The organism is Lentzea sp. NPDC059081 (genome assembly GCF_042738015.1).
Taxonomy (GTDB): domain Bacteria; phylum Actinomycetota; class Actinomycetes; order Mycobacteriales; family Pseudonocardiaceae; genus Lentzea.
Genome location: NZ_JBHYGW010000002.1, coordinates 130,305 through 151,014, shown reverse-complemented (window position 1 = coordinate 151,014; position 20,710 = coordinate 130,305). Strand labels below are relative to the sequence as shown.

General features: G+C 69.1%; 16 protein-coding genes and 1 pseudogene. 3 read left to right on the top strand and 14 right to left on the bottom strand.

Going from position 1 to position 20,710, the window contains the following annotated elements; genetic code table 11:
* Positions 1–59: 59 nt before the first annotated feature.
* Entirely contained in the window at positions 60–878 is an 819-nt protein-coding gene (locus ACFWV3_RS05190; protein WP_382408460.1) for an SAM-dependent methyltransferase, read from the bottom strand.
* A gap of 216 nt (positions 879–1,094) precedes the next feature.
* Here ACFWV3_RS05190 and ACFWV3_RS05185 point away from each other — a divergent pair, with 216 nt between their 5' ends.
* The gene (locus ACFWV3_RS05185) at positions 1,095–2,081 is read left to right on the top strand and encodes an alpha/beta hydrolase (RefSeq protein WP_382409361.1); all 987 of its coding nucleotides are present in this window, start codon (positions 1,095–1,097) and stop codon (positions 2,079–2,081) included.
* Here the strand turns inward: ACFWV3_RS05185 and ACFWV3_RS05180 are convergent.
* The 8 genes and pseudogenes from ACFWV3_RS05180 to ACFWV3_RS05145 all read right to left on the bottom strand — a co-directional run.
* A complete protein-coding gene (locus tag ACFWV3_RS05180; protein ID WP_382408458.1) occupies positions 2,059–4,170 on the bottom strand; it encodes a germacradienol/geosmin synthase in 2,112 nt (703 codons plus the stop codon). The two genes, ACFWV3_RS05185 and ACFWV3_RS05180, sit on opposite strands and share 23 nt — an antisense overlap.
* 139 nt (positions 4,171–4,309) lie before the next feature.
* A complete protein-coding gene (locus ACFWV3_RS05175) occupies positions 4,310–4,858 on the bottom strand; it encodes a Uma2 family endonuclease (RefSeq protein WP_382408456.1) in 549 nt (182 codons plus the stop codon).
* Positions 4,859–5,413: 555 nt separating this feature from the next.
* Positions 5,414–8,365: a BTAD domain-containing putative transcriptional regulator gene (locus ACFWV3_RS05170; RefSeq protein ID WP_382408454.1), complete on the bottom strand. Its 2,952-nt coding sequence runs from the start codon at positions 8,363–8,365 to the stop codon at positions 5,414–5,416.
* Complete coding sequence (locus ACFWV3_RS05165; protein ID WP_382408452.1) at positions 8,362–8,949, bottom strand: nitroreductase family protein; 588 nt, start codon at positions 8,947–8,949, stop codon at positions 8,362–8,364. The genes ACFWV3_RS05170 and ACFWV3_RS05165 overlap by 4 nt, the downstream gene beginning before the upstream one ends.
* A 259-nt stretch (positions 8,950–9,208) precedes the next feature.
* Positions 9,209–9,766, bottom strand: a complete 558-nt coding sequence (locus tag ACFWV3_RS05160) for a DUF742 domain-containing protein (RefSeq protein WP_382408450.1) — start codon at positions 9,764–9,766, stop codon at positions 9,209–9,211.
* The gene (locus ACFWV3_RS05155) at positions 9,763–10,161 is read right to left on the bottom strand and encodes a roadblock/LC7 domain-containing protein (protein ID WP_382408448.1); all 399 of its coding nucleotides are present in this window, start codon (positions 10,159–10,161) and stop codon (positions 9,763–9,765) included. Before ACFWV3_RS05155 ends, ACFWV3_RS05160 begins: the two co-directional genes overlap by 4 nt.
* Complete coding sequence (locus tag ACFWV3_RS05150) at positions 10,158–12,224, bottom strand: nitrate- and nitrite sensing domain-containing protein (protein WP_382408446.1); 2,067 nt, start codon at positions 12,222–12,224, stop codon at positions 10,158–10,160. Before ACFWV3_RS05150 ends, ACFWV3_RS05155 begins: the two co-directional genes overlap by 4 nt.
* Before the next feature lie 244 nt (positions 12,225–12,468).
* Positions 12,469–13,806, bottom strand: a pseudogene (locus tag ACFWV3_RS05145) (OFA family MFS transporter); the annotation flags it as partial.
* 274 nt (positions 13,807–14,080) lie between these two features.
* Between ACFWV3_RS05145 and ACFWV3_RS05140 the strand changes: the two are divergent.
* Positions 14,081–14,497, top strand: a complete 417-nt coding sequence (locus ACFWV3_RS05140) for a DUF485 domain-containing protein (protein WP_382408444.1) — start codon at positions 14,081–14,083, stop codon at positions 14,495–14,497.
* A 3-nt stretch (positions 14,498–14,500) separates the two neighbouring features.
* The gene (locus ACFWV3_RS05135; RefSeq protein WP_382408442.1) at positions 14,501–16,081 is read left to right on the top strand and encodes a cation acetate symporter; all 1,581 of its coding nucleotides are present in this window, start codon (positions 14,501–14,503) and stop codon (positions 16,079–16,081) included.
* Positions 16,082–16,481: 400 nt separating this feature from the next.
* On the opposite strand, the gene ACFWV3_RS05130 is transcribed toward ACFWV3_RS05135, so the two are convergent.
* The 5 genes from ACFWV3_RS05130 to ACFWV3_RS05110 all read right to left on the bottom strand — a co-directional run bounded on the left by ACFWV3_RS05130 (position 16,482) and on the right by ACFWV3_RS05110 (position 20,681).
* Positions 16,482–17,129, bottom strand: a complete 648-nt coding sequence (locus ACFWV3_RS05130) for a response regulator (RefSeq protein ID WP_382408439.1) — start codon at positions 17,127–17,129, stop codon at positions 16,482–16,484.
* Entirely contained in the window at positions 17,126–18,517 is a 1,392-nt protein-coding gene (locus ACFWV3_RS05125; RefSeq protein ID WP_382408437.1) for a sensor histidine kinase, read from the bottom strand. The genes ACFWV3_RS05130 and ACFWV3_RS05125 overlap by 4 nt, the downstream gene beginning before the upstream one ends.
* Positions 18,514–18,999 (bottom strand): phosphatase PAP2 family protein, encoded by a 486-nt coding sequence (locus tag ACFWV3_RS05120; RefSeq protein WP_382408435.1) that lies wholly within the window; start codon positions 18,997–18,999, stop codon positions 18,514–18,516. The genes ACFWV3_RS05125 and ACFWV3_RS05120 overlap by 4 nt, the downstream gene beginning before the upstream one ends.
* 402 nt (positions 19,000–19,401) lie before the next feature.
* Positions 19,402–19,971, bottom strand: a complete 570-nt coding sequence (locus ACFWV3_RS05115; protein ID WP_382408433.1) for a DinB family protein — start codon at positions 19,969–19,971, stop codon at positions 19,402–19,404.
* Positions 19,968–20,681 (bottom strand): hypothetical protein, encoded by a 714-nt coding sequence (locus tag ACFWV3_RS05110; protein ID WP_382408431.1) that lies wholly within the window; start codon positions 20,679–20,681, stop codon positions 19,968–19,970. The genes ACFWV3_RS05115 and ACFWV3_RS05110 overlap by 4 nt, the downstream gene beginning before the upstream one ends.
* Positions 20,682–20,710 lie beyond the last annotated feature (29 nt).

The following is a 20,710-nucleotide window of genomic DNA, read 5'->3' as shown; positions in this document are numbered from 1 at the left end:
TGGGTCGGTGTTGCCCACAAGGTGCCCGCCGGCGCTGACCGGCGGCTGACCATCGGCGGTCAGCGCTTGACAGCGACCCCGGCGAACGGGACCTCGTTGATCTCCGGGGTGGCCGCGAAGTCGCCCTCGCCGTCCGGGCGCCACGACGGGCAGCCGACCAGGCCCGGTTCCTCCAGCTCGAACCCGCCGAAGAACGCCGTCACCTCGTCGTGCGTGCGCGGGAACGCCTGGTTGGCCGTGCTCCTGACGTTGTAGGTGTGCACGGCCTCGTCCATGCCGGCGGGCTTGGCCTCGGCCGACGCGTGCGACAGCGCGAGGAAGCTGCCGGGTGCCAGGCGGTCGCGGTACTGCCCGACGATCGACGCCGGGTCCCACTCGTCCGGGACGAAGTGCAGCACCAGCAACATGAAGAGGCCGACCGGCTGGTCGAAGTCGAGGAGCCGCCTCGTCGCCGGGGCGTTGAAGATCGCGTCCAGGTCGCGCAGGTCCGCCTGCACCACGGCGGTGTCGGGGTTGCCCGCGAGGATGAGCTCGCTGTGCGCGACCGCGACCTGGTCCCTGTCGACGTAGACGACCCGGCAGCCGGGCGCCGCCGTCCGCACGACCTCGTGCAGGTTGCCGACCGTGGGGATGCCGGACCCGATGTCGAGGAACTGCCGGACGCCCCGCTGCGCCACGTGCAGCGCGGCCCTGCGCAGGAACGACCTGTTCAGCCGCGCGGCGTCGCGGACGCCGGGCATGATCTGCAGGATCTGCTCGCCGAGCGCGCGGTCCGGGGCGAAGTTGTGACCACCACCGAGCCAGTAGTCGTACACGCGAGCCGGTGACGGCACGGTCGTGTCCACACCGGGAGGAACCCAACCGAGGTCGCTGCTCACCGGCCGAGCGTATCCACGTGCACCAGATCGGCCGAACGGATGAGCATCCGATCGTGTTCAACTGCTCGCCATCGCCGGTGCACCGCCCCTAGGTTGTCCGGGGTCGTACGAGAGGTGGTGTCATATCGGGCGTCACGGCGGTGGCGCCGGCCTGGTTCCCCGGAGCAGAAAGCCCTCAGCGTGACATTGTTCCCCGTTCTCGCCGCGGTGCTGGCGATGAGCTCGCTGACGCCCGCCGCCCACGCCGCCGGAGCCGACTGCTCCACGACGACGCTGCCGGTGTCCGGTCCCGGTGGCGCCGCGACGGTGTCCGGTCAGCTGTGCAGACCGGCCGGTGCGACCCCGCGATCGATCCAGCTGCTGGTGCACGGCGGCACCTACAACCGCGCGTACTGGGACCTGCCCGGCGTGCCGGAGTCCTACTCCTACCAGCGGAACATGGCTCGCGAGGGCCGTGCCACGTTCGCCGTCGACCGGCTCGGGGCGGGCGCCTCGACGCACCCGGCGAGCCTGCCGCTGCTGATCTCCGTCGAGGCGCGGTCGATGCACGAGGTCGTGCAGCACCTGCGTGCCGGACGGGTCGGCGGCACCGCGTACGAGAAGGTCGTCATCGTCGGGCACTCGGTCGGCTCGGGCATCGTGGCCGCCGAGGCCGCGACGTACCACGACGTCGACGGCGTGGTGCTGTCCGGCATGACGCACCTGCCGGCCGTCCCGGTGCTCGCTCTCGGTGCGGCGCTGGGACTTCAGCCGGTGTTCCTCGACGACGTCCTCGCGCAGCTCGGCAGCGACCCGCTGTACTTCACGACGCGGCCGGGTGCGCGGGCCGGGTTGTTCTACGCCGCGGACGACGCCGAGCAGCTCGTGGTGAACGCCGACGAGCTGACCAAGGACCAGGTCTCCGTGCCGGGCATGGGCACCGTGGCGGTGTTCGGCATCGTGCTGCCCACGACGTACGGCATCGACGTGCCGGTGTTCCAGGCCGTGGGTTCCGCCGACGTGTTGTTCTGCGGGCTGCTGGCGTTGCGCGACTGTTCGGGCGCTGAGAGCCTGCGCGCCCAGGAGGCCCCTTATTACCGGCCGGAAGCGCAGCTGCGGACATTCGTGCTTCCGGGCGCGGGACATTCCCTGGCTCTGCACCGCAACGCCGAGGACTACCGCGACGCGACCCGGTCATGGCTCAGTTCGAAGCTCGGGATGTGAGCCGGCAGCCCGACGTGCCGAGGCCGGAGGGACCCTTCCGCAAGAACGGCAGGCCGCCTGTCTCGTCGTAGCGACTGGTCTGCTCGTGCCAGTGGATGATCCCGGCGATCCAGTCCTTCAGCTCGTCGGCGTACCGGGCGAGCGCGGCGTTCTCCGGCAGCTCGTCGACGGCCCTGAGGAACTGGCCCAGCCGGGCGTCCATCAACGCGTAGGTGATCTCGAAAGCGCGGGACTGCGAGACGCCGAGGAAGTTCTCGATGACGCGCACGATGTTGTGCACTTCGCCTTCGTACTGCGTCTCCTTCGTGTACGAGAAGACGTCGTTGAGCATCGTGCAGTAATCCATGGCGGATCGTTCCAGCGTCTGCACGGCCCGCGTTCCCCACAGTTGCGGTGGCACGGTCGCGGAATGCGAGAAACGGCTGAGGGAGGTCGTGAGCTCCGAACCGAACGTGCTGCGCCGCATCTCCACGTAGTCGATCGGGTCGGGAATGCGGTTGTGGTGCATGTTGACCACCTCCCACACCCAGCTGTCGAGCATCGCGTCGACGGTGTCCCGGAACGTGGAGCGGAACGAGGGCGTCATCGGTGCCGCGGTCCGCTGCCAGAGGTCGGCCAGCGAGCGCTCGGTGGCGTTGGCGGGCACGACGGTCTGCACGAGGTCGAGCGGCATGCAGGCCTTGAGCCGCGCGGTCTGGGTCTTCACGCCAGCCAGGTCACGCGTCCTGCCGTACCAGAGCGGATAGACGTCGTCGGCGTACGTGCCCCAGGTGAGCCAGCAGCCGGACAGGAACAGCTCCTGCGCCGTCGCGTCCGGGTCGATGCCGGCCGAGCACAGCGGGAAGTCGAAGCCGCGCAGCTCGTCCTCGTCCCAGACGCCCTCGCTCGTGAAGCCCTGCTCGACGCCCCAGTGCGCGACCTCGTCCCGTGCCCGGTCCAGGTGCGGACTCAGTGCCAGCGGGAACGGAACGTCGAACGACGGCAGCACGTACGGCTCGACGACCTTGGGCGTGCTGGTGAACTGGCCGAGCCGCTGCGGCATGGTCCTGACGTACGAGCCGAGGATGCTCGCCGCGGACATGCCGAGCGGTACGCCCCTGTTCATGTACCGCGACGACCGCAGGTGCCACTCGTGGCCGCCCGCCTGCCAGTCCTGCAGGCCCTTCACGTACCCGAGGACGGCCGCGCGGCCCAGGGGGTCGACGGCGTGCTCTTCGAGCAGGATCGGGACCTCGGTGAGGGCCGTGTGCTCGAACTGGTGCAGGCGGGACGTCAGCAGGTCGTTGACGGTGTCGGCGGCCCGCTGGGTGGGCACGCCGAGGAACTTCTCGAACACCAGCACACCGTTGGAGAGCTCGCCTTCGTCGAGGACCTCGCGCTCGTAGGAGAACAGGTCGTTGCGCAGGTGGACGGCGTCGCTGAAGGTGTCCCTGAGCACCTGGATCGGCCGTGTCCCGGCGATGTGCGCCGGCATTTCGAGGCCCACGGCGTGCTCGACCAGGTTCGCGCTCCACGGGGCGCCGCCGACCTTGCGCCGCATCTCGACGTACTCGATCGGGTTGGCGAGCCGTCTCGCGCTGATGTTGAGCAGCTCCCACATCGACTCGTCCAGCAGGTGGCGGGTGTTGGCGGCGAACCGTTCGCGCCAGTCGCGGGAGTGGGCGGGGACCGTGCGGCGCCAGAGGTCGGCGAGGCCCTTCTCGACGGGGTTGGCCGGTTCCTCGGTGACGACCCCGCTGACGGGCATGAACAGCGGCAGCCGGTCGAGGTGCGCCTGCGCGCTCCCGATGTCCGGGCTGCGCTTGTAGAGCTCGACGAAGTGGTCGTCGAAGTAGAAGACCCAGACATACCAGTCGGTGACCAGGTCGAGCGTCTCGCCGTCGCAGTCGGGGTGGGTGTAGGCGCAGAGCAGCGCGTAGTCGTGCGCCTCGAGGTCGTCGGCGGTCCAGATCATGGTGCCGTGCTGCGGCACGTCCACCATGTCCATCTCACGCGCCCACGCCCGCGTGTGGCCGCGTGCGCGTTCGAGATTCGGGTTCAGCCTCGCCGGATGGGGCGTGTAGAACTCCGGCAGCTGGAACGGCTGCAATGGAACCTCCGAGCGTGGGGCGGGACGCGGTGAACGCAACCAGCCCGGCGCTCGGGAGCACCAGAGGGTGGAGCCGTGATCCACACGAGGGTGGTGGCGGGTCGCCCGATCAGAGCAACCGCGTGGTCGCGGCGTGCACTCACCGCACCAGTGACTGGGCGCTGAGCTTCACCGGGAACGGGAACTGCAGCTCCACGATCTCCTCGCCGTCGGACCGGGCCTGCTCGACGTACACCCCGTTCTCGAGGTGCAGGCAGCGCAGCCACGGGCTGTCGTAGTCGATCATCCAGTAGTTCTCGCAGCCGACTTCCTGGAACTTGGCCCGTTTGAGCTCCAGGTCCACGTGCCGCGTGCGGGGCGACAGGACCTCGACCGCCAGCACCGGCGGTCCCATGAGCGCCTGCCTCGTGAACTGCTCGCGCCGGCCCACCACCAGGTCGGGGATGAAGACCGTGTCGTCGGCGAGCACCACGTCGACCGGAGCGGGGAGGACCTCCAGCTCCGGCGGGCAGACAGCCGTCAGCGCCACCAGCAGGCGGGCGACGACGCGCTGGTGGACGGGTCGGGGTGAGGGGCTCATGACCAGCACCCCGTCGACGAGTTCGAAACGGTGCCCGTCATCAGGCATCGCCTCCAGGTCCGCCCACGTCAGCGGTCTGCCGTGGGGAAACGTCGGGACACCACCCATGGTGCGTTCCACCCCCTGGTCGAGGCCACTGTCCGCCGGAGCGGTACCGGCGATGCCATTAGACAAGACTGGTCCGATTCGCACGACTCGCAAGCCCCTTTTGGCCGACCCCGCACCACTGCACGCACACGCCCTGGCCCGCACCGTCCCGCAGGGTGAGCACCGGCTGGTCCGGTAGTGGAGGCCACCACCCGGACGGAGCACAGAGATGGTTTCAAACGAACAAGTGGCTAATTTTCGATCAATTTTCGGGCGATTTTCGATAACGCCGCCGCCCCTGCCAATTGCTCGCGAATGCGACCCTAACGGAATCTTACGGGCCAGCCAAGCACTCGGTTGGAGCAATAGCTCACGCCGACCTCACGGAGAGAAGATCAGAACAGCCGGAAGTGGTCGCGCGGCGAATTCGGGATTAATCCGTGTGATCGCGGTGGGGACGATGTGTGGGTGGCTTCCCACACCCTCGGTGGCACCACCACCGAGGGGAGCAGGGGATGCGCAGGACCGGGGAGAGACTCGCCCAGTACGTGGCGTTCGCGTTGGTCGCGGCGGCCGTCACGGCGCTGGTGGCACTGGCCCTGTCGTTGTAGCGCCGGCGGCCTTGGCCAGGATCAGCCTCGCCACGGCCACCGCCCTGGGCTGACGCAGGCGTTCGGCGGCCGTGACCGCCTCCTCGCCGTAGCGGACGGCGGTGTCGCGGTCGCCGAGGGCCAGGTGCAGGCGGCTCAGCATGCCGAGCACGCGGTCGCCCGCCCACCGGCGCTGCCAGCGGGTGACCGAGTCGAGGCACCACTCGCCGTACCGGGCGGCCTGCACCAGGTCGCCCTCGAGCTCGGCACGGATGGTCAGCGCGGATGAGAAGCCCTGCTCGCCGTACTCGTCCTCGATGGCCTTCATGGTCTGGAGGATCTCGTCGTCGTCGGTGATTCCCGCACCGGCGCGGTACAGCTCGACCGCCGTGCGTGCCATCTCCCAGGCCTTGTCCGGCAGGCCGAGCTCGAGCGCGGTGTGCGCGAGGTCCGTTCGTGCGAACGACTCCCCGCGCCAGTCGCCCGACTCGTGATAGGTGTGGATCGACCGTTCGAGGTCGGCGAGGCACTCGTCGTCGTTGAACAGGTTGTAGTGCACGAAACTGATGTCCTGCAGTGCTGCCGCCGCGCGTGCGACATCGTTGTGGGTCTCGTAAAGGGAAAGAGCTTCTTCTATGTGCGTCATGGCCTCGTCGTTCTTGCCTCGCAACGCGTGCATGACGCCCACCTGGTGCAGGGCGTCCGCCTCGCCCGTGGCCGCCCCCACGCTGCGCATCAGCGTCAGGCCGCGCTTGAAGTAGGTCTCCGCCTTGTCCATCTCGTTGCGCTTGCGTGCGATGATGCCGAGCAACCCGAGCACCGATGCCTCACCGCGCACGTCGCGGATCTGCCGCATCAGGTCCAGCGCCTCGTGCAGGTGCTTGGTCGGCGTCGCGTCGGAGCGGAACATGTAGGCCGATCCCAGCCCCTTCAACGCTTCCGCACGCGCCTTCAGGTCGCCGAGCTGGTGCGTGGCGGCGAGGGCGACGCTTTGCAGCTCGATCCGGTCGCGGCCGTGACCGCGCTGCCGCAGGAAGTGCGACATGCTGTGCGGCAGCTGCCAGGCGTGCTGGTAGTGGCGGTTGTAGGCGGCGAGGTAGACCGCTGCCTTGAGGTTGAGGCGTTCCACGTCCATCCATGCCAGCGCCTCCCGTGAGTTCGTGAGCGGCGGCGGGTCGAACGGTGGGAACCGCACGGCGGAGACGAGCCGGGGCCCGCCCGGCGCCATCCGGAACTCCGCGGTGCTCGCCACGTGCAGGTAGAAGTCGAGGATGCGCAGCACCGTCTCCTCGCGCTCCTCAGGCTCGACCCCGGCCTTGGCGTGCTCGGCCAGCAGGTCGTGGAAGCGGTAGCGGCCGTTCTCCTTCTGCTGCACCAGGTGCACGTCGAGCAGCTCGTCCAGCAACCGTTCGGCGACCACCCGCGTCGAGCCGATCACCGCCGCCGCGAGGTGGGCGTCCCAGTCCTCACCGGTGTGCAGGCCGAGGCGCCGGAACAACCGCTGCTGCTCGGCCGTGAGCTGCTGGTAGGACAACGCGAACGCGCCGGCGACACTGCGTTCGCCCGCGACCAGCTCGGTCAGCCGGTGCTCGGTGAGGCGCCGGGTGACGTCCTGCGCGGACCACGCCGGCCTGGTGCGCCAGCGGGCACCGACGATCCGCACGGCGAGCGGCAGGTGCCCGCAGAGCCGGACGATCTCGCGGACCGCCGCGGGGTCCGCGTCGAGCCCCCGCTGCCCGACGATGCTCGTGAGCAGCTTCAGCGAGTCCTCTTCGGACAGCACGTCGAGCGACACGGTGTGCGCCGCGTCCAGGTCGACGAGCCTGCGCCTCGACGTGACGAGCACCAGACCGGTGCCCGGCAGCAGCGGCCGGACCTGGGCGGCGCTGCCCGCGTTGTCGAGGACCACGAGTGCCTTGCGGTGCGCCATTTCCGCCCGCCACCGCGCGGCGCGGGCGTCCAGGCCGTCCGGGATCTCCTGGGCCGGCACGCCGAGTGCCGTCAGCAACGCCAGCAGTGCGTCCGACGGCGTCCGCGGCTCGACGCCGGCGGTGTAGGAGTGCAGGTCGACGAAGAGCTGCGCGTCGGGGAACCGCCCGGCGAGCCGGTGCGCGGCCCGGACGGCGAGGGTCGTCTTGCCGATGCCCGCCATGCCGTCGATGGCGGTGATCGCGACGCACCCGGACGGCACGGCGGCGAGGATCTCGTCCAGGTCGTCGACGCGCCCGGCGAAGTCGGCGATGTCCCCCGGCAGGTCGTTGCGCGCCCGAGGCCTGTTGTCGGCCGTGAGCACCTGCCGGTGGGCCTTCTGCAGGTCCTTGCCGGGGTCGAGGCCGAGCTCGTCGGCCAGCGTCGCCCTGACCACCTCGTAGGCCCGCAGCGCCTCGGTCTGCCGGTCACACCGGTGCAGCGCCACGACGAGCTGCGCCCACATCCGTTCCCTGGTGGGGTGCTGCCCGGTGAGCGCCCGCAGCTCGGGCACCACCTGCTCGTGCCGGCCGGCATCGAGATCGAGCTCGATGCGCGCTTCCAGCGCCGCGAGGTACTTCTCCGTCAACGCGGGTACGTGATCACGTTCGAGCGCATCACTTCCGATGTCCGCAAAGGGCCGCCCCCGCCACAACGCCAACGCCTCACGCGGCGGCACCCGGTCGAACCGGTGCACGTCCACCTCGTCGGCCGACACGTCCAGCAGATACCCGCCAGGCTTGGTCACCACGAGATCCGGCGCGCCCAGATCCTCCCGCAACCGCCCGACGGTGGTCTGCAACGCGTTGCGCGACCCACCCACCAGCTCGACGAGCTCGTCGACCCCGACGACCTGCCCGGCCCGCAACGCCAACGCGGCGAGCACCACCCGCCGCTTACCGGGCGGAACGTGGACGCGGCGCCCGTCGAGCACCACGTCCAACGGCCCGAGCAGGCCGAACGACCTCACGCCCACTGACCCCAGTGCACGATCTCCTCGAACGGCACCCGCTTGCGAGTACGAGGCGAAGCCCCTTCCGACACTCCAGTCTCATCGGGATGGCCGATCGCGATGACCCCGATGGGCGAGTAGATCTCCGGCACCCCGAACTCCTCGCGCAACGCGGGCCACTGCTCCCGGTTCGTCCCGAAGAACACCGCGCCCAGCCCTTCGTCCACCACCGTCTGCAGGATCAACAGCGAGGCCATCCCGGTGTCGATGTCCCAGTAGGGCACCGGCCAGTGGTCCTCACTGCGGTCGGTCCACCCCTTGTCCGCCTGCGCGTACCGATCGAGGTACACGTCCTTGGCCGAGAAGGGGATCACGACCACCGGCGCCTTCTTGGCGTCCTCACCACCCCACCACTCGAACTTGGCGGTGAGCCGCTCCAACGCCTCCCCCTGCAGGACCAGAAAACCCTGTCCCTGCGAGAACCCGGCAGACGGCCCGCGCACGGCGTTCCGCATGATCCGCTGAATGCTCTCGTCACTGACCGGCTCGTCGGTGAACTTCCGCACCATGCGCCGACGACGAACGACGTCCTGAAACTCCACGCACACCTCCCCAGACCGCCTCGACCGTAGCAGCGACAGGCACACCACACCGCCACGGCGAAGCCGAGGCCCCAAGCGATGCCGAAGACGAGCAGTCAGACCTTGCACAGATGGGTAGCGGTGAACCCACTCGTGGTGTGGCGGAGCGGCGATGCACCCCGCCGCTTCGTCCGAGGTGCACGCCCACGCCGGAACAGGCACCCAACCGCAATGGCGACCACGCTGGAACTCGCACGGCCAAAACGGCCCACCCAGGACTCTAAAGCCGCCTCAACCCGGCCAACACCCGCTCCAACAGCGCATCATCCGGCCGATCCCCACCAAACGAAGACGCAGTCCGATGCACATCGATCAACCCATGCGCCGCCATGTCCCCCAGCAGCACCTTGGTGACCCCCAACGGCAACCCGCGCAACGCAGCGATCTCCGCCACCGACCGAGGCGAGTGGCACAGCGCCAGAACATCCTGGTGCTCAGGCCGAACAGCCGTGGAAGACCGCTCGTTCACCGAAACCAGCGACTCGATCTCGAGGTGCACCTCGGAAACCGTGCGCCCACCGGTCCACGCATACGCCCGCACGATCGACGAAGAAGCGTCGACCGACTCGACCGGCGGCAGCGGCGGCACCGGTTCGACCGGGGTCAGGGGCGCGACCGGCTTGAACGACAGGGTCGCGTACGGGTCCTGCCGCTGCGGCGCGGGTTCCGGCGCGCGGGAGTCCTTCTTCTTGCCGCGTTTGCGGATCCGTTCGCTGTCGAAGCTGAAACCACTGATCAGATCGCCGAAGTTGACCTGCTCGTCGGGTTCTCCGCTCATGCCAGCTCGGCCCGCAGTTCCGGCGTGAGCAGCTGGCCCACCTGGCGCACGACCACGGTCATCTCGTAGGCGACCTGGGCGACGTCCGAGGACGACGCGGCCAGCACCGCGAGGACCGAGCCGTCGCTGATCGACGACATCAGCATCACGCCGCGGTCCATCTGCACGACGGTGCGCACCACGGCCTCACCGGCGAAGCACTGCGACGCCGACTCGGCCAGCGAGACCACGCCGGCCACGATGGCCGCGAACTGCGGGGCTATCTGAGGCGCCAGCTTCGACGACGAGATCAGCACCAAGCCGTCGGCCGAGATCACCACGGCGTGCTCGATGCCGGGCGTGCGTTCGGCGAAGTTGGTGACCAGCCAGCCGAACTGGTCCACCTGCGTGCTCATCGACTCTCCTGGTGATCGGGAAGGCCTCGCTGCACCCCGCTCTGGAAGGCGTTGAGGAATCCTCTGGCGGACTCCGGCGTCTGCCGTGCGGGTGCGGGAGGAGGCTTCGGTGCCGCGTTGGGTGCCTGGAACCAGGATGCCTGACGTTGCTCGATCGCCTCCCCGCGGAAAGACTCCCAGGACTCCTCGCGTCGTGGTGCCAGTTCCGCCGGAACCAACACGATCGCGCGAGTCCCCTTGCCCTGTTGCGCGTCGAGACGTACCACGATCTGGTGGCGTGCGGCGAGCCTGCCGACGACGAAGAGTCCCATTTCACGGAACACCTGGACGTCCGCGCCCTCGCCGGCGGCCTCCAGCCGCTCGTTCACGACGGCGAGTGCCTCGGGGTCGATGCCGATGCCCTGGTCGACCACGTCGATCTGCACGATGTTGCCGGCCTCGATCGACGCGCTGATCTCGACCTGGGTGTGCGGCGGCGAGAACGCCGTCGAGTTGTCGAGCAGCTCGGCGAGCAGGCGGACGAGGTCGCTCGCGACGTACCCGACCACCTCGGCGCTCGGCGCGGTGTGCACCACGACCCGCTGGTACTGCTCGATCTCCGCGGCCGCCGCGCGCAGCACGTCGGTGAGCGGGATCGGCTTGTGGAACCGCCTGGCGACCTCGCCGCCGGAGAGCACCATGAGGTTCTCGTTGTTGCGGCGCATGCGGGTGGCGAGGTGGTCGAGCTTGAAGAGGTTCGCGAGCTGGTCGGGGTCTTCCTCGTACTTCTCCAGCTCCTCCATCAGCTTGAGCTGGCGTTCGACGAGACTTTGGCTGCGCCGTGAGAGGTTCACGAAGATGTTGCGCATGTTGGCGCGCATCTCCGCCTGCTCCAGCACCGACTTCACGGCCTGCTGGTGCACCTCGTCGAACGCGCGCGCCACCTGACCGAACTCCTCGGTGGTGCTCACCGGCACGGGCTCGATCTCGGTGCTGCCGCGACCGGTCGCGACCATCTCGGGCAGCGTGTGCCACGCGACGTCGAGCGCGGAGCTGCGCAGCGCGTTCAGCGAGCGCAGCAGGTAGCGGCCGACGACGAACCCGACGGTGGCGGCCAGGATCAGGCTGGCGAACAAGAGCGCGGCCGCGGCACCCGCCGCGTCGCTGGTCTCGTCGCGCAGGCGGTTCGCGGTGTCGCGCAGGTCGGTCTGCATGCCGTCGACCACGCTGTTCAACGACGTCACGACGGCGCCGGAGGCCTTGCTCCAGTCCGCGGCCGAGATCGGCAGCTTGGTCGGCTTGCCCCCGCCGGGGGCGTCCGCGACCGGGTTCAGCAGCGCGGTGGCGAGCATCTTGCGCTGGGCCTCGATGTCCGGGCCGTTGAACTTCGTCCCGTAGTCCTTGAGCTGGTCCGGGGTCGCGAGCGCGGCGAACTCGCCGGCGATGTAGCTGAGCTTGACGTTCGACTCCACCAGCGACCGCACCTCGGCCTGGACGAGCTGGCCGCGGGCCAGGCCCGTCAGCACGACCGCCTGCTGGAAGAGGACCTGCTCCTGCACGTGCAGGACGTGGTGCAGGCCCATCGCGGTGCGCAGGAGCGCGGCGTCGCCGAACTCGCTGGCGAGCACCTCGTCGACGTCGAGCAACGACTCGATGAGCTCGGTGTAGGTCTTGACGGTGGCCGGGGCGTCGTCGGTCCGCTCCCGCAACGCGGTGAGGTCCCCGATCCTGCCCTGGACGTCGCCCATGCGGGCGTGCACGACGTCGCTGAGCGAGGTCCTGCCGACCTGCTCCCGCAACGCCTTGCGGGCCTCGTCGGTGCGGCGGCCCTGCTCGAGGAGGTTCTGCCGGTCGGCTCCCTCGGCGACGATGCGCCGTTCTGCCTGCACGCCGCCGATGACGGGGATGAGCGCGGAGCGGACCTTGACCTGCCGCTCGAGCGCCGCGTACGACTCGGCGCGTTCGATGTGCGACTGGATCTGCACGACGCCGGCGCCCACCGCGATGGTGACCGGAACGATCAACACCGCGGCGAGCTTCACCGGCAGGCGCCAGTTGCGCCAGTTGGAGAGCGACTTGAGCATCAGACGAAGAGCTTGGCCGCGTTCAGGAAGAGCCGGTACAGGCCGTAGGCGAGCGGGATGCCCACCCACAGCCACGCACCGATCAGCAACAAGCGCTGGGAGCTCACTTCTTCACCACGCCTTCCGAGTCCTGCTTCTCGGCCGTCTCCGCGGCGTCCGCCGCCTCGGCCTCGTTCCACTTGGTGGTGACCGCGGCGTCGCCGTTCCCTGCCTCGGACTCCGCCGGCAGCGCGCCGGTTCCCTCGGCGGCCTCCACCGCGGCCTTCGGCTCGTGGAACTTCGGGTTGACCGGACGGATCAACTCGTTCGCGACGAAACCGACGACCAGCAGCGAGATCATGATGTAGAACGACGTGGTGTACAAGTCGGGTCCGGTGTGCCCGGCCTTCTTGCCCGCGTCCGCGATGGCGTTGACGATCAGCGGCCCGAGCACGCCGGCGACGGACCACGCGGTCAGCAGCCGGCCGTGGATCGCGCCCACCTGGTAGGTGCCGAAGAGGTCGCGCAGGTACGCGGGGACGGTGGCGAAGCCCGCGCCGTAGAACGACAGGATCACCATGGCCGCGACCACGAACAGCGGGACGCTGGACGAGCCGATCGTCAGCAGCAGCAGGTAGAGCAGCGCGCCGACGCCGAGGTAGAGGCGGTAGATGTTCTTGCGCCCCACCAGGTCCGAGGTGGACGACCAGACGATGCGGCCCGCCATGTTCGCCGCCGAGAGCAGCGCCACGAAACCGGTGGCCGCCGCCGTCGCGACCGGCGTCGACGACTCCTTGAAGAAGTCGACCAGCATCGGCGCGGCCTTCTCCAGGATGCCGATGCCCGCGGTGACGTTGAAGCACAGCACGACCCACAGCAGCCAGAACTGCGGGGTCTTGATGGCGTTGTTGGCGGAGACGTTGAACGCGACGGTCGCCTTCGGCTTGTCCTTGAGCAGTGCCTCCTTCTCCGCGGTGAACTCCGGGGAGGGCAGGCGGATCAGCAGCACGCCGAGGCTCATGAAGACCGCGTAGGCGAGGCCGTGCACGAGGAAGGCCTTGCCGATGCCCGACGTCGACGTGGCGCCGAACGCCGTCAGCATCGAGGTCGACCACGGCGAGGCGATCAGCGCGCCGCCGCCGAAGCCCATGATCGCGATGCCGGTCGCCATGCCGGGACGGTCGGGGAACCACTTGATCAGCGTCGAGACCGGCGAGATGTAGCCGATGCCGAGACCGATGCCGCCGACGAGGCCGTAGCCCGCGACGACGACCCAGTACTGACCGGCCCACACGCCCACGGCCGAGATCAGCAGGCCGGAGCAGAAGGCGATCAGGGACATCAGCATGGCCCAGCGGGGGCCCCTGCGCTCCACGGTCGTGCCGAGCACCGCGGCGGAGAGGCCGAGCATCACGATGCCGAGCTGGAACGGCAGCGCGGACTGCGTTCCGGTGATGCCGAGAGATTTCTCGAGGGGCGTCTTGAAGACGCTCCAGGCATATGCCTGACCAATGGAGAGATGAATCGCCAGCGCTGCCGGCGGAACTAGCCACCGGTTCCATCCTGGAGGCGCGACTTGGCGTTCGCGCGCTAAGAACCCCACTTTATCCCCAACCGTCACCAAAAACGCGGACCGAACGATCCTAGGCCAGGTGCACACGTGCGACAACGGTCTGGACCGGCCGATCGCCGTTGCACACGACGCAACATGAGATGATCATCGCAGTACAACGGCCGCGACATACCATTTGAGACGAATGCATTGCCCGACTTCAGTCCGGGTTTGGTCCGGTTTGGACCGTTTACGTACGCGCGCGCACGTTGACTGCACACGTGCGGGCGCTACAGTGGGCGCCGCACACGAGGGGCAGGGCCACATGACCAAGGCGATCCGGTCGCCTGGCGAAACGCTGCAGGAGTACCGGGAAATCCGGGGTTTCGCGTCGTTCGACGACCCCGAGACTTTGTCGTACGTCGATTCGAACGGCAAACCGAACTTCGAGGCGATTCGGCAGACCGACGAATTCCGGAACCTCCGGCGACGTCTCACCACGTTCATCTTCCCGATGACCGCTCTATTCCTCGCGTCCTACCTGACCTTCGTGCTGCTGTCCGCGTACGCGAAAGACTTCGTCAGCACCAAGGTGTTCGGTGTGGTCAACCTCGGCATCCTGCTGGGCTTGAGCCAGTTTGTGACTTCGATCATCATCACGCTCGGTTATGCCCGTTACGCAAAGCGACGGCTGGACCCGCAGCGGAAATTGCTCGCCGAGATGACGGGCGTCGAGGAGTAAGGCATGCCCACCACCGGCAACCCGGTGCTGAACCTCAGCGTCTTCGCGGTGTTCGTCCTGATCACCCTGTACATCGTCTACCGCGCGAGCAGCCGGAACGTGACGGCGTCGGACTACTACGCGGCGGGCAGCTCGTTCACCGGCGCCCAGAACGGCGTGGCGCTGTCCGGCGACTTCCTGTCGGCGGCGTCGTTCCTCGGCATCTCCGGCGGCATCGCGGCGCACGGCTACGACGGCTTCCTGTACTCGGTGGGCTGGGTCGTGGCGTGGCTCGTCGGCCTGCTGCTGATCGCCGAGGGCCTGCGCAACACCGGCCGCTTCACCGTGGGCGACGTGCTGGCGTTCCGGATGAGGCAACGCCCGGTCCGCGCCGCCGCCGCGAACGCGACGCTGGTGATCTCGTTCTTCTACATGATCGCGCAGATGGCGGGCGCCGGCGGCCTGATCGCGTTGCTGCTCAACGTGACCTCGAAGTGGGGCCAGGCGATCCTGATCGCGCTGGTCGGCATGGTCATGGTGCTCTACGTGCTGGTCGGCGGCATGAAGGGCACGACCTGGGTGCAGATCATCAAGGCCGTCCTGCTGCTGCTCTGCGTGACGCTGATGACGGTGTTCCTGCTCGGCAAGTTCGGCTTCAGCCTGTCCGCGATCATGCAGCAGGCCAGCGAGAACAACGACCTCGGCGAGGCCGTCCTCGACCCCGGCGCGAAGTACGGCTTCAGCGCGATGTCCAAACTGGACTTCGTCTCGCTGGCCCTGTCCCTGGTGCTGGGCATCGCCTCCCTGCCCCACGTCCTGATGCGCTTCTACACCGTGCCGAACGCCTCGGAAGCCCGCCGCTCGGTCGTGTGGGCGACCTGGACGATGGTCATCTTCTACCTGTGCACCCTGGTGATCGGCTTCGGCGCGATGGCCCTGGTCGGCAGCGACACGATCGCGGCGGCACCAGGCGGCGAGAACTCGGCCGCCCCGCTGCTGGCCTTCCGCATCGGCGGCGCCGTCCTGCTGGGCATCGTCTCCGCCGTGGCGTTCGCCACGATCCTCGCCGTGGTCGCGGGCCTGACCCTGGCCGCCTCGGCCTCGTTCGCCCACGACGTCTACGCCAACGTGATCAAACGCGGCAACGCCGAACCCCGCCGCGAGATCAGGGTCGCCCGCCTGACGGCCGTGGTGGTCGGCGCCCTGTCGATCATCGGCGGCATCGCGGCCAACGGCCAGAACGTGGCGTTCCTCGTCTCCCTGGCCCTGGCACTGGCGGCCTCGGCAAACCTGTCGACGATCCTCTACACGCTGTTCTGGCGCCGCTTCAACACCACCGGCACCCTGTGGAGCATCTACGGAGGCCTGGGCTCCTGCCTGCTGCTCATCATCTTCTCGCCAGTCATGTCGGGCGCGAAGACGTCGATCTTCCCGGACGTCGACTTCGCCTGGTTCCCGCTGGGCAACCCGGGCATCGTGTCGATCCCGTTCTCGTTCCTGTGCGGGTTCCTGGCGACGATCTTCACGAAGCCGGACGGCGACAAGGCGGCTTTGGCAGCGGAGATGGAAGTGCGGGCGATCTCGGGCATCGGCGCGAAGGCCTGACGCGGCCGACACCGCGCTAGCGACGCCGAAGGCAAGCCGACCAGACCCCCGCACCGCCAACGGCGAAGCCGAGGCCCCAAGCGATGCCGAAGGCGAGCCGTCTTCCCGAACGCCGATGGGTAGCGGTGCACCCACTCGTGGTTAGGCGATTGGGGCTTGACTTTGGGTGCGAGGTGCTACCCCTATCGGGATCGGCCGGTTGCGAAGCATCCGGCCTTTTCCGGCCGACCAAGCGCCTCGCAAGGGCCCCGAAGTCAAGCCCCAATCGCGGATCGTCGCGCAGCGGCGATGTACCCCGATGCTTCGTCCGAGGTGCACGACCACGCTGGAACAGGACCTGTCTCGACCGAGGTGACCACGCTGGAACTCGCACAGTCCGAACCACGCCAGAACAGCAGGCTCACCCAGGGATGATCCCCGACTCGTGAGCGATGATCGCCGCCTGAACCCGGTTCCGCACCCCGAGCTGCCGCAAGATCGTGCTCACGTAAACCTTCACAGTCCCCTCCACCACGTGGATCCGCGAAGCGATCTCAGCGTTGGACAACCCAGCCCCCACCAGCCCAAGCACCTCCCGCTCCCGCCCAGTCAACCCGGCAATCCGCTGCTGAGCAGCAGGCCGAGGCCGAGCCCGGGACAACTGGTCCACAACCCGCCGAGCCACGAGCGGCGACAGATAAGCACCCCCGGAGGCCACCGCCCGCACCCCGGCGATGATCTCCTGCGGATCCCCGGTCTTCAGCACGAACCCGGCAGCCCCCTCCCCCAAGGCCCGGCTGATGTACGAGTCGTCGGCAAAGGTGGTCAGCACCAGCGTCGAGGTAGCCGGATGACACTCCCGGACGATCCGCGCGGCGTCCAGCCCGTCGAGCACCGGCATGCGGATGTCGAGCACGGCGACGTCCGGCCGGTGCCGGGCCACCAGGTCGACCGCCGCGCTGCCGTTCTCCCCCTCCGCGACCACCTCGATGTCGCCGGCGGTGGCGAGGACGGCCTTCACGCCGAACCTGACCACCGGTTCGTCGTCGGCCAGCACGACCCTGATCAACCGCTCCTCCTGACGAGCCAGGTCTTCGAGACCAGACGATCATCCCGGAAGCACAGCTGGTGCAGGTCGTGGCGGTGGGCGTCGAACGGGTTGGCGTGCGTGCTGTAGTAGTGGCACTCGGTGCCCTTCGGGGCGGTGACGCCGAGCGGGTTGTCGACCCTGGTGCGCAGCGGCAGGTCCAGGTCGTCCTCGTCCTGCCCGATTTCTGCCCGTTCGAACTGCTCATGCGTGAGCACTGAAGTCACCGCGTCGAACACCATGTAGCCCGGCACGCCGATGGCGATGCCCGCGCACACGACGGACGTGATCAGCACGGTCCTGCGTGCGCTCTTGCGGATCTCCTCCTCCGTCCTTTCGCGACGGACGTGCGTCGGAGTGGTGCGTGGTAGCGGGCGTTCGGGGAGTTTGGCCCTCACCTCGAAGCCGCCGTCGTCGGTCGGCGCGGCCTCGAACCAGCCGCCGACGAGCGCCACGCGTTCGGCCAGGCCCAGCAGGCCCTTGCCGCTGCCCACCGCGTGCGTGCGGGGTGCGGGGCCGTTGGTGATGCGCAGCTCGAGGTTCGCGGCGAGGGTGACGGTGACCTCGGCGCCGGGTGCGTGCTTGATCACGTTCGTCAGCGCCTCTGCCGCCACGCGGTGGACCGTGCGGGCGATGATGCCGTCGATGGCGGTCTTGCGGTTGTTGACGAGCCGGACCCGGAGTCCGCTGCGGGCCACGACCTCCTCGATCGCGGCCACCGGTTCGTCCTCGTCGGCCCGCAGCACCTGCATGACGTCGGCCAGGCGTTCGGCGGCCGCGGTGACGCTGGCGCGGGCGGTCTTGGCGGCGTCGCGCTGTTGTGCGGTGAGGGTCGGTTCGAGCTCCAGAGCGCCGACCAGCAGGGCGGCGCGCGCCAACTCGTGGCCGACCAGGTCGTGCATCTCGCCCGCGAGCCGGGCCCGTTCCGCGCCGCGGGCGTTCTCGGCGTCGCGCTCCAGCAGGGAGGCGTGCTCCCAGCCGACCTCCTGCAGCTCGGCGTACCGGCGGCGGAACCGGCCGAACGCCCACGGGATGACGCCCAGCACGCCGATGCCGGACGTGACGGCGAGCGCGGTGTCCGAACCACCGCGCTCGGTCAGGGCCACGACGACGCCGACCACCTCGGCGATCGTCAGCGCGATCGCCGTCGGCCTCGGGTCCGCCGCGTGCCGGCCCGCGAGGAAGCTGAGCAGTGCCAGTGCGGGAGCCAGCGCCACCACCTCGAGGTCGAACTCGACGCTGATCAGGTAGCAGACGAGCCAGGCGCACAACGCGGCGCCGAGGGCGACCGCGGGCCGTTTGCGCACGATCACGAACGCCGTGACGAACAGCACCAGGTAGAGCGCGACCTCCCACACGGCGTCCATCATCGCAGTCGCTGCAGCACCACTGTCGGCGCCTCGTCCTGGCGCACAGGACGTTCGCGTTTCTTCAGCACCACCGCGATTCCCCACGACACCAACGCTCCGAGCGCGAGCCCGGCCAGCACGTCGTGTACATAGTGGACACCCACGATCACGCGCGACGACGCCGCGGCCAGAGCGCACACCATCGCCACCCAGCCGTAAGTGCGGTGCAGGAACCAGATCGCCATCGCGGACGCCCCGGCGATCACCGAGTGGTTGCTGGGGAACGACCAGTCGCCCGGATCCGGGCACGGCGCCAGCGAAGGCGCTGTGCGGCAGGGCCTCTCCTCCTGCACGACGATCTTCACGACCTCGCTGACCGCGTAGGCCACCACCACACCGGCACCGGCGAGGAACGCCCTCAGCCGGTGGCGGAACCACAGCACCGCGAACATCAGAGCGAACACGCCGAGCACCGCGTCGGTGCCGATCACAAGCCAGGTCACCCAGCCGAACCTACGAAGACCGCGGCCGGCGCACCTCTGCCGATCGGAACCGCCCTGCCCTTACTTTCGACAAGGTTCACAATGCCGTCATGCTCGTCCAGCGCGCGGGCGCGGCGGTCTGGCGCACCGCGTCCGTGCAGCTCGGGTTCGTCACGGGCGCGGTCGGGGCCACGGTGCCCAACCTCGCCGACCGGATCCGGGGCGGCCTGGGGAACGCCGCTGCTGGTCGCGTTCTGCGCGGTCTGGAGCGCGTCGGTGATCGCCGGCTCCGGAGTGTTCTCCGCGTCGCTGAGCGGGGTCGCCGACCAGCGCCACGTCGGCACGGCGCTGACCGCCGTCGGGTTCGGCCACGGTGGTCGGCATCCAGCTGGTGCCCCTGCTCGCCGAGGTCGTGACCTGGCGCTACGCGTTCCTGCTGCTCGTGCCGGGACCGGTGGCCGGCGCGCTCGCCATGCTCAGGACCAGGTCGTAGTAGCCGTCGGGGTTGTCGGCGCCGGACCGCCCGTCGATCAGCTCGCGCACGATGTCGCAGTGCCCCGCGTGCTGCGCGGTCTCGGCCACGACGCGCACCAGCAGGTGCCCGAACGTGGTCACGCGGCGCTCTTCCGGCCACCACGACACCGAGGCCGGGGCGTCCAACGGCAGCTGTGCGATCGACTCGTCGGAGTGCTGCCAGGCCCGGCGGTAGAGGTCGACGACGTACTCGCGGCTCTCGGTCGGCTTGGCCCACATGTCGCCGTTCTCCCACACCGCCCCGTCGTCGAGCCACGGCAGCGCCACCGGCGAGGGACGGCCGGAGCTCTCGCCGAGGTAGCCGAGCTCGATGCCGGCCAGGTGCTTGACCAGGCCGAGCAGGTTCGTGCCGCTGGGCACGAGCGGGCGGCGCACGTCGTACTCCCCCAGTCCGTCCAAAGAGGACAGCACCGAGTCGCGCGAGTCCTGCAGGTACCGCCGGAGTTCTTCCGCGATCATTTCCTGACCTTCACTTCCTCGGGCGCGGCAACGGTTTCCCGCGGCGGGCGCAGGACGTCGGGCGCCGTGCCCCACTGACTGTAGACAGCGACGAGGTGTCGTTCCTGCTCGTCGGCCGACGGCGTGGTCTGCTCGACGCGCACCACCCGGTTCTCGTCGTCCGTCTCGACCACCAGCCGCACGTCGCCGTTCTCGTAGCCCCCGGAGTGCGGCACACCGCCCGCCGCGAACACGTACCGGTTGCCCTCCTGCTCGACGAGCCGGACGGTCTTGCGGTCGATGTCGCCGAACAGGTTGCCGGGGTGGTAGTCCTTCGTGGCCAGCGACAGCTCCACCGAGTACGGCCCCACCCACGGCGCGTCGTTGAGGCCCATGCCGGAGAACGTCTTGCCCGGCGGCAGGGTCAGGTCGCTGTGCTGCAGGTACGCGTCGTGGTCCAGGCTCACCGACCGGTAGTCGCCGGAGCGGTTCCGGCTCTCGAAGTGCGCGGTCACGTCCTCCTGCGTCGTGGCACCGCCGGGGCCGACGTGCTGCACGCCGGCGTAGGTCTCGCGGCGCGGGTCCTTGCCCTCGACCTCGATCCGCACGTCGAACCGGACCGACTTCTGCTCGTGGATGGTCTGCTGCCACTCCTTCAGCAGCGCCACGGGGTCCGCCGGTGCCGACGAGCAGGCGGTCAGGACGAGGAGCAGGGACAGGGCGCGAAGCATGCGAGGAGTCTTGCAAAGCGCACCGGTCG

Bases quoted from the DNA above. Each gene is read 5' to 3' on its own strand.
- ACFWV3_RS05115 (WP_382408433.1), bottom strand. From the start codon at position 19,971: ATGATCGCGGAAGAACTCCGGCGGTACCTGCAGGACTCGCGCGACTCG.
- ACFWV3_RS05160 (WP_382408450.1), bottom strand. From the start codon at position 9,766: ATGAGCGGAGAACCCGACGAGCAGGTCAACTTCGGCGATCTGATCAGT.
- ACFWV3_RS05135 (WP_382408442.1), top strand. From the start codon at position 14,501: ATGCCCACCACCGGCAACCCGGTGCTGAACCTCAGCGTCTTCGCGGTG.
- ACFWV3_RS05125 (WP_382408437.1), bottom strand. From the start codon at position 18,517: ATGATGGACGCCGTGTGGGAGGTCGCGCTCTACCTGGTGCTGTTCGTC.
- ACFWV3_RS05155 (WP_382408448.1), bottom strand. From the start codon at position 10,161: ATGAGCACGCAGGTGGACCAGTTCGGCTGGCTGGTCACCAACTTCGCC.
- ACFWV3_RS05175 (WP_382408456.1), bottom strand. From the start codon at position 4,858: ATGGGTGGTGTCCCGACGTTTCCCCACGGCAGACCGCTGACGTGGGCG.
- ACFWV3_RS05140 (WP_382408444.1), top strand. From the start codon at position 14,081: ATGACCAAGGCGATCCGGTCGCCTGGCGAAACGCTGCAGGAGTACCGG.
- ACFWV3_RS05110 (WP_382408431.1), bottom strand. From the start codon at position 20,681: ATGCTTCGCGCCCTGTCCCTGCTCCTCGTCCTGACCGCCTGCTCGTCG.
- ACFWV3_RS05150 (WP_382408446.1), bottom strand. From the start codon at position 12,224: ATGCTCAAGTCGCTCTCCAACTGGCGCAACTGGCGCCTGCCGGTGAAG.
- ACFWV3_RS05185 (WP_382409361.1), top strand. From the start codon at position 1,095: ATGAGCTCGCTGACGCCCGCCGCCCACGCCGCCGGAGCCGACTGCTCC.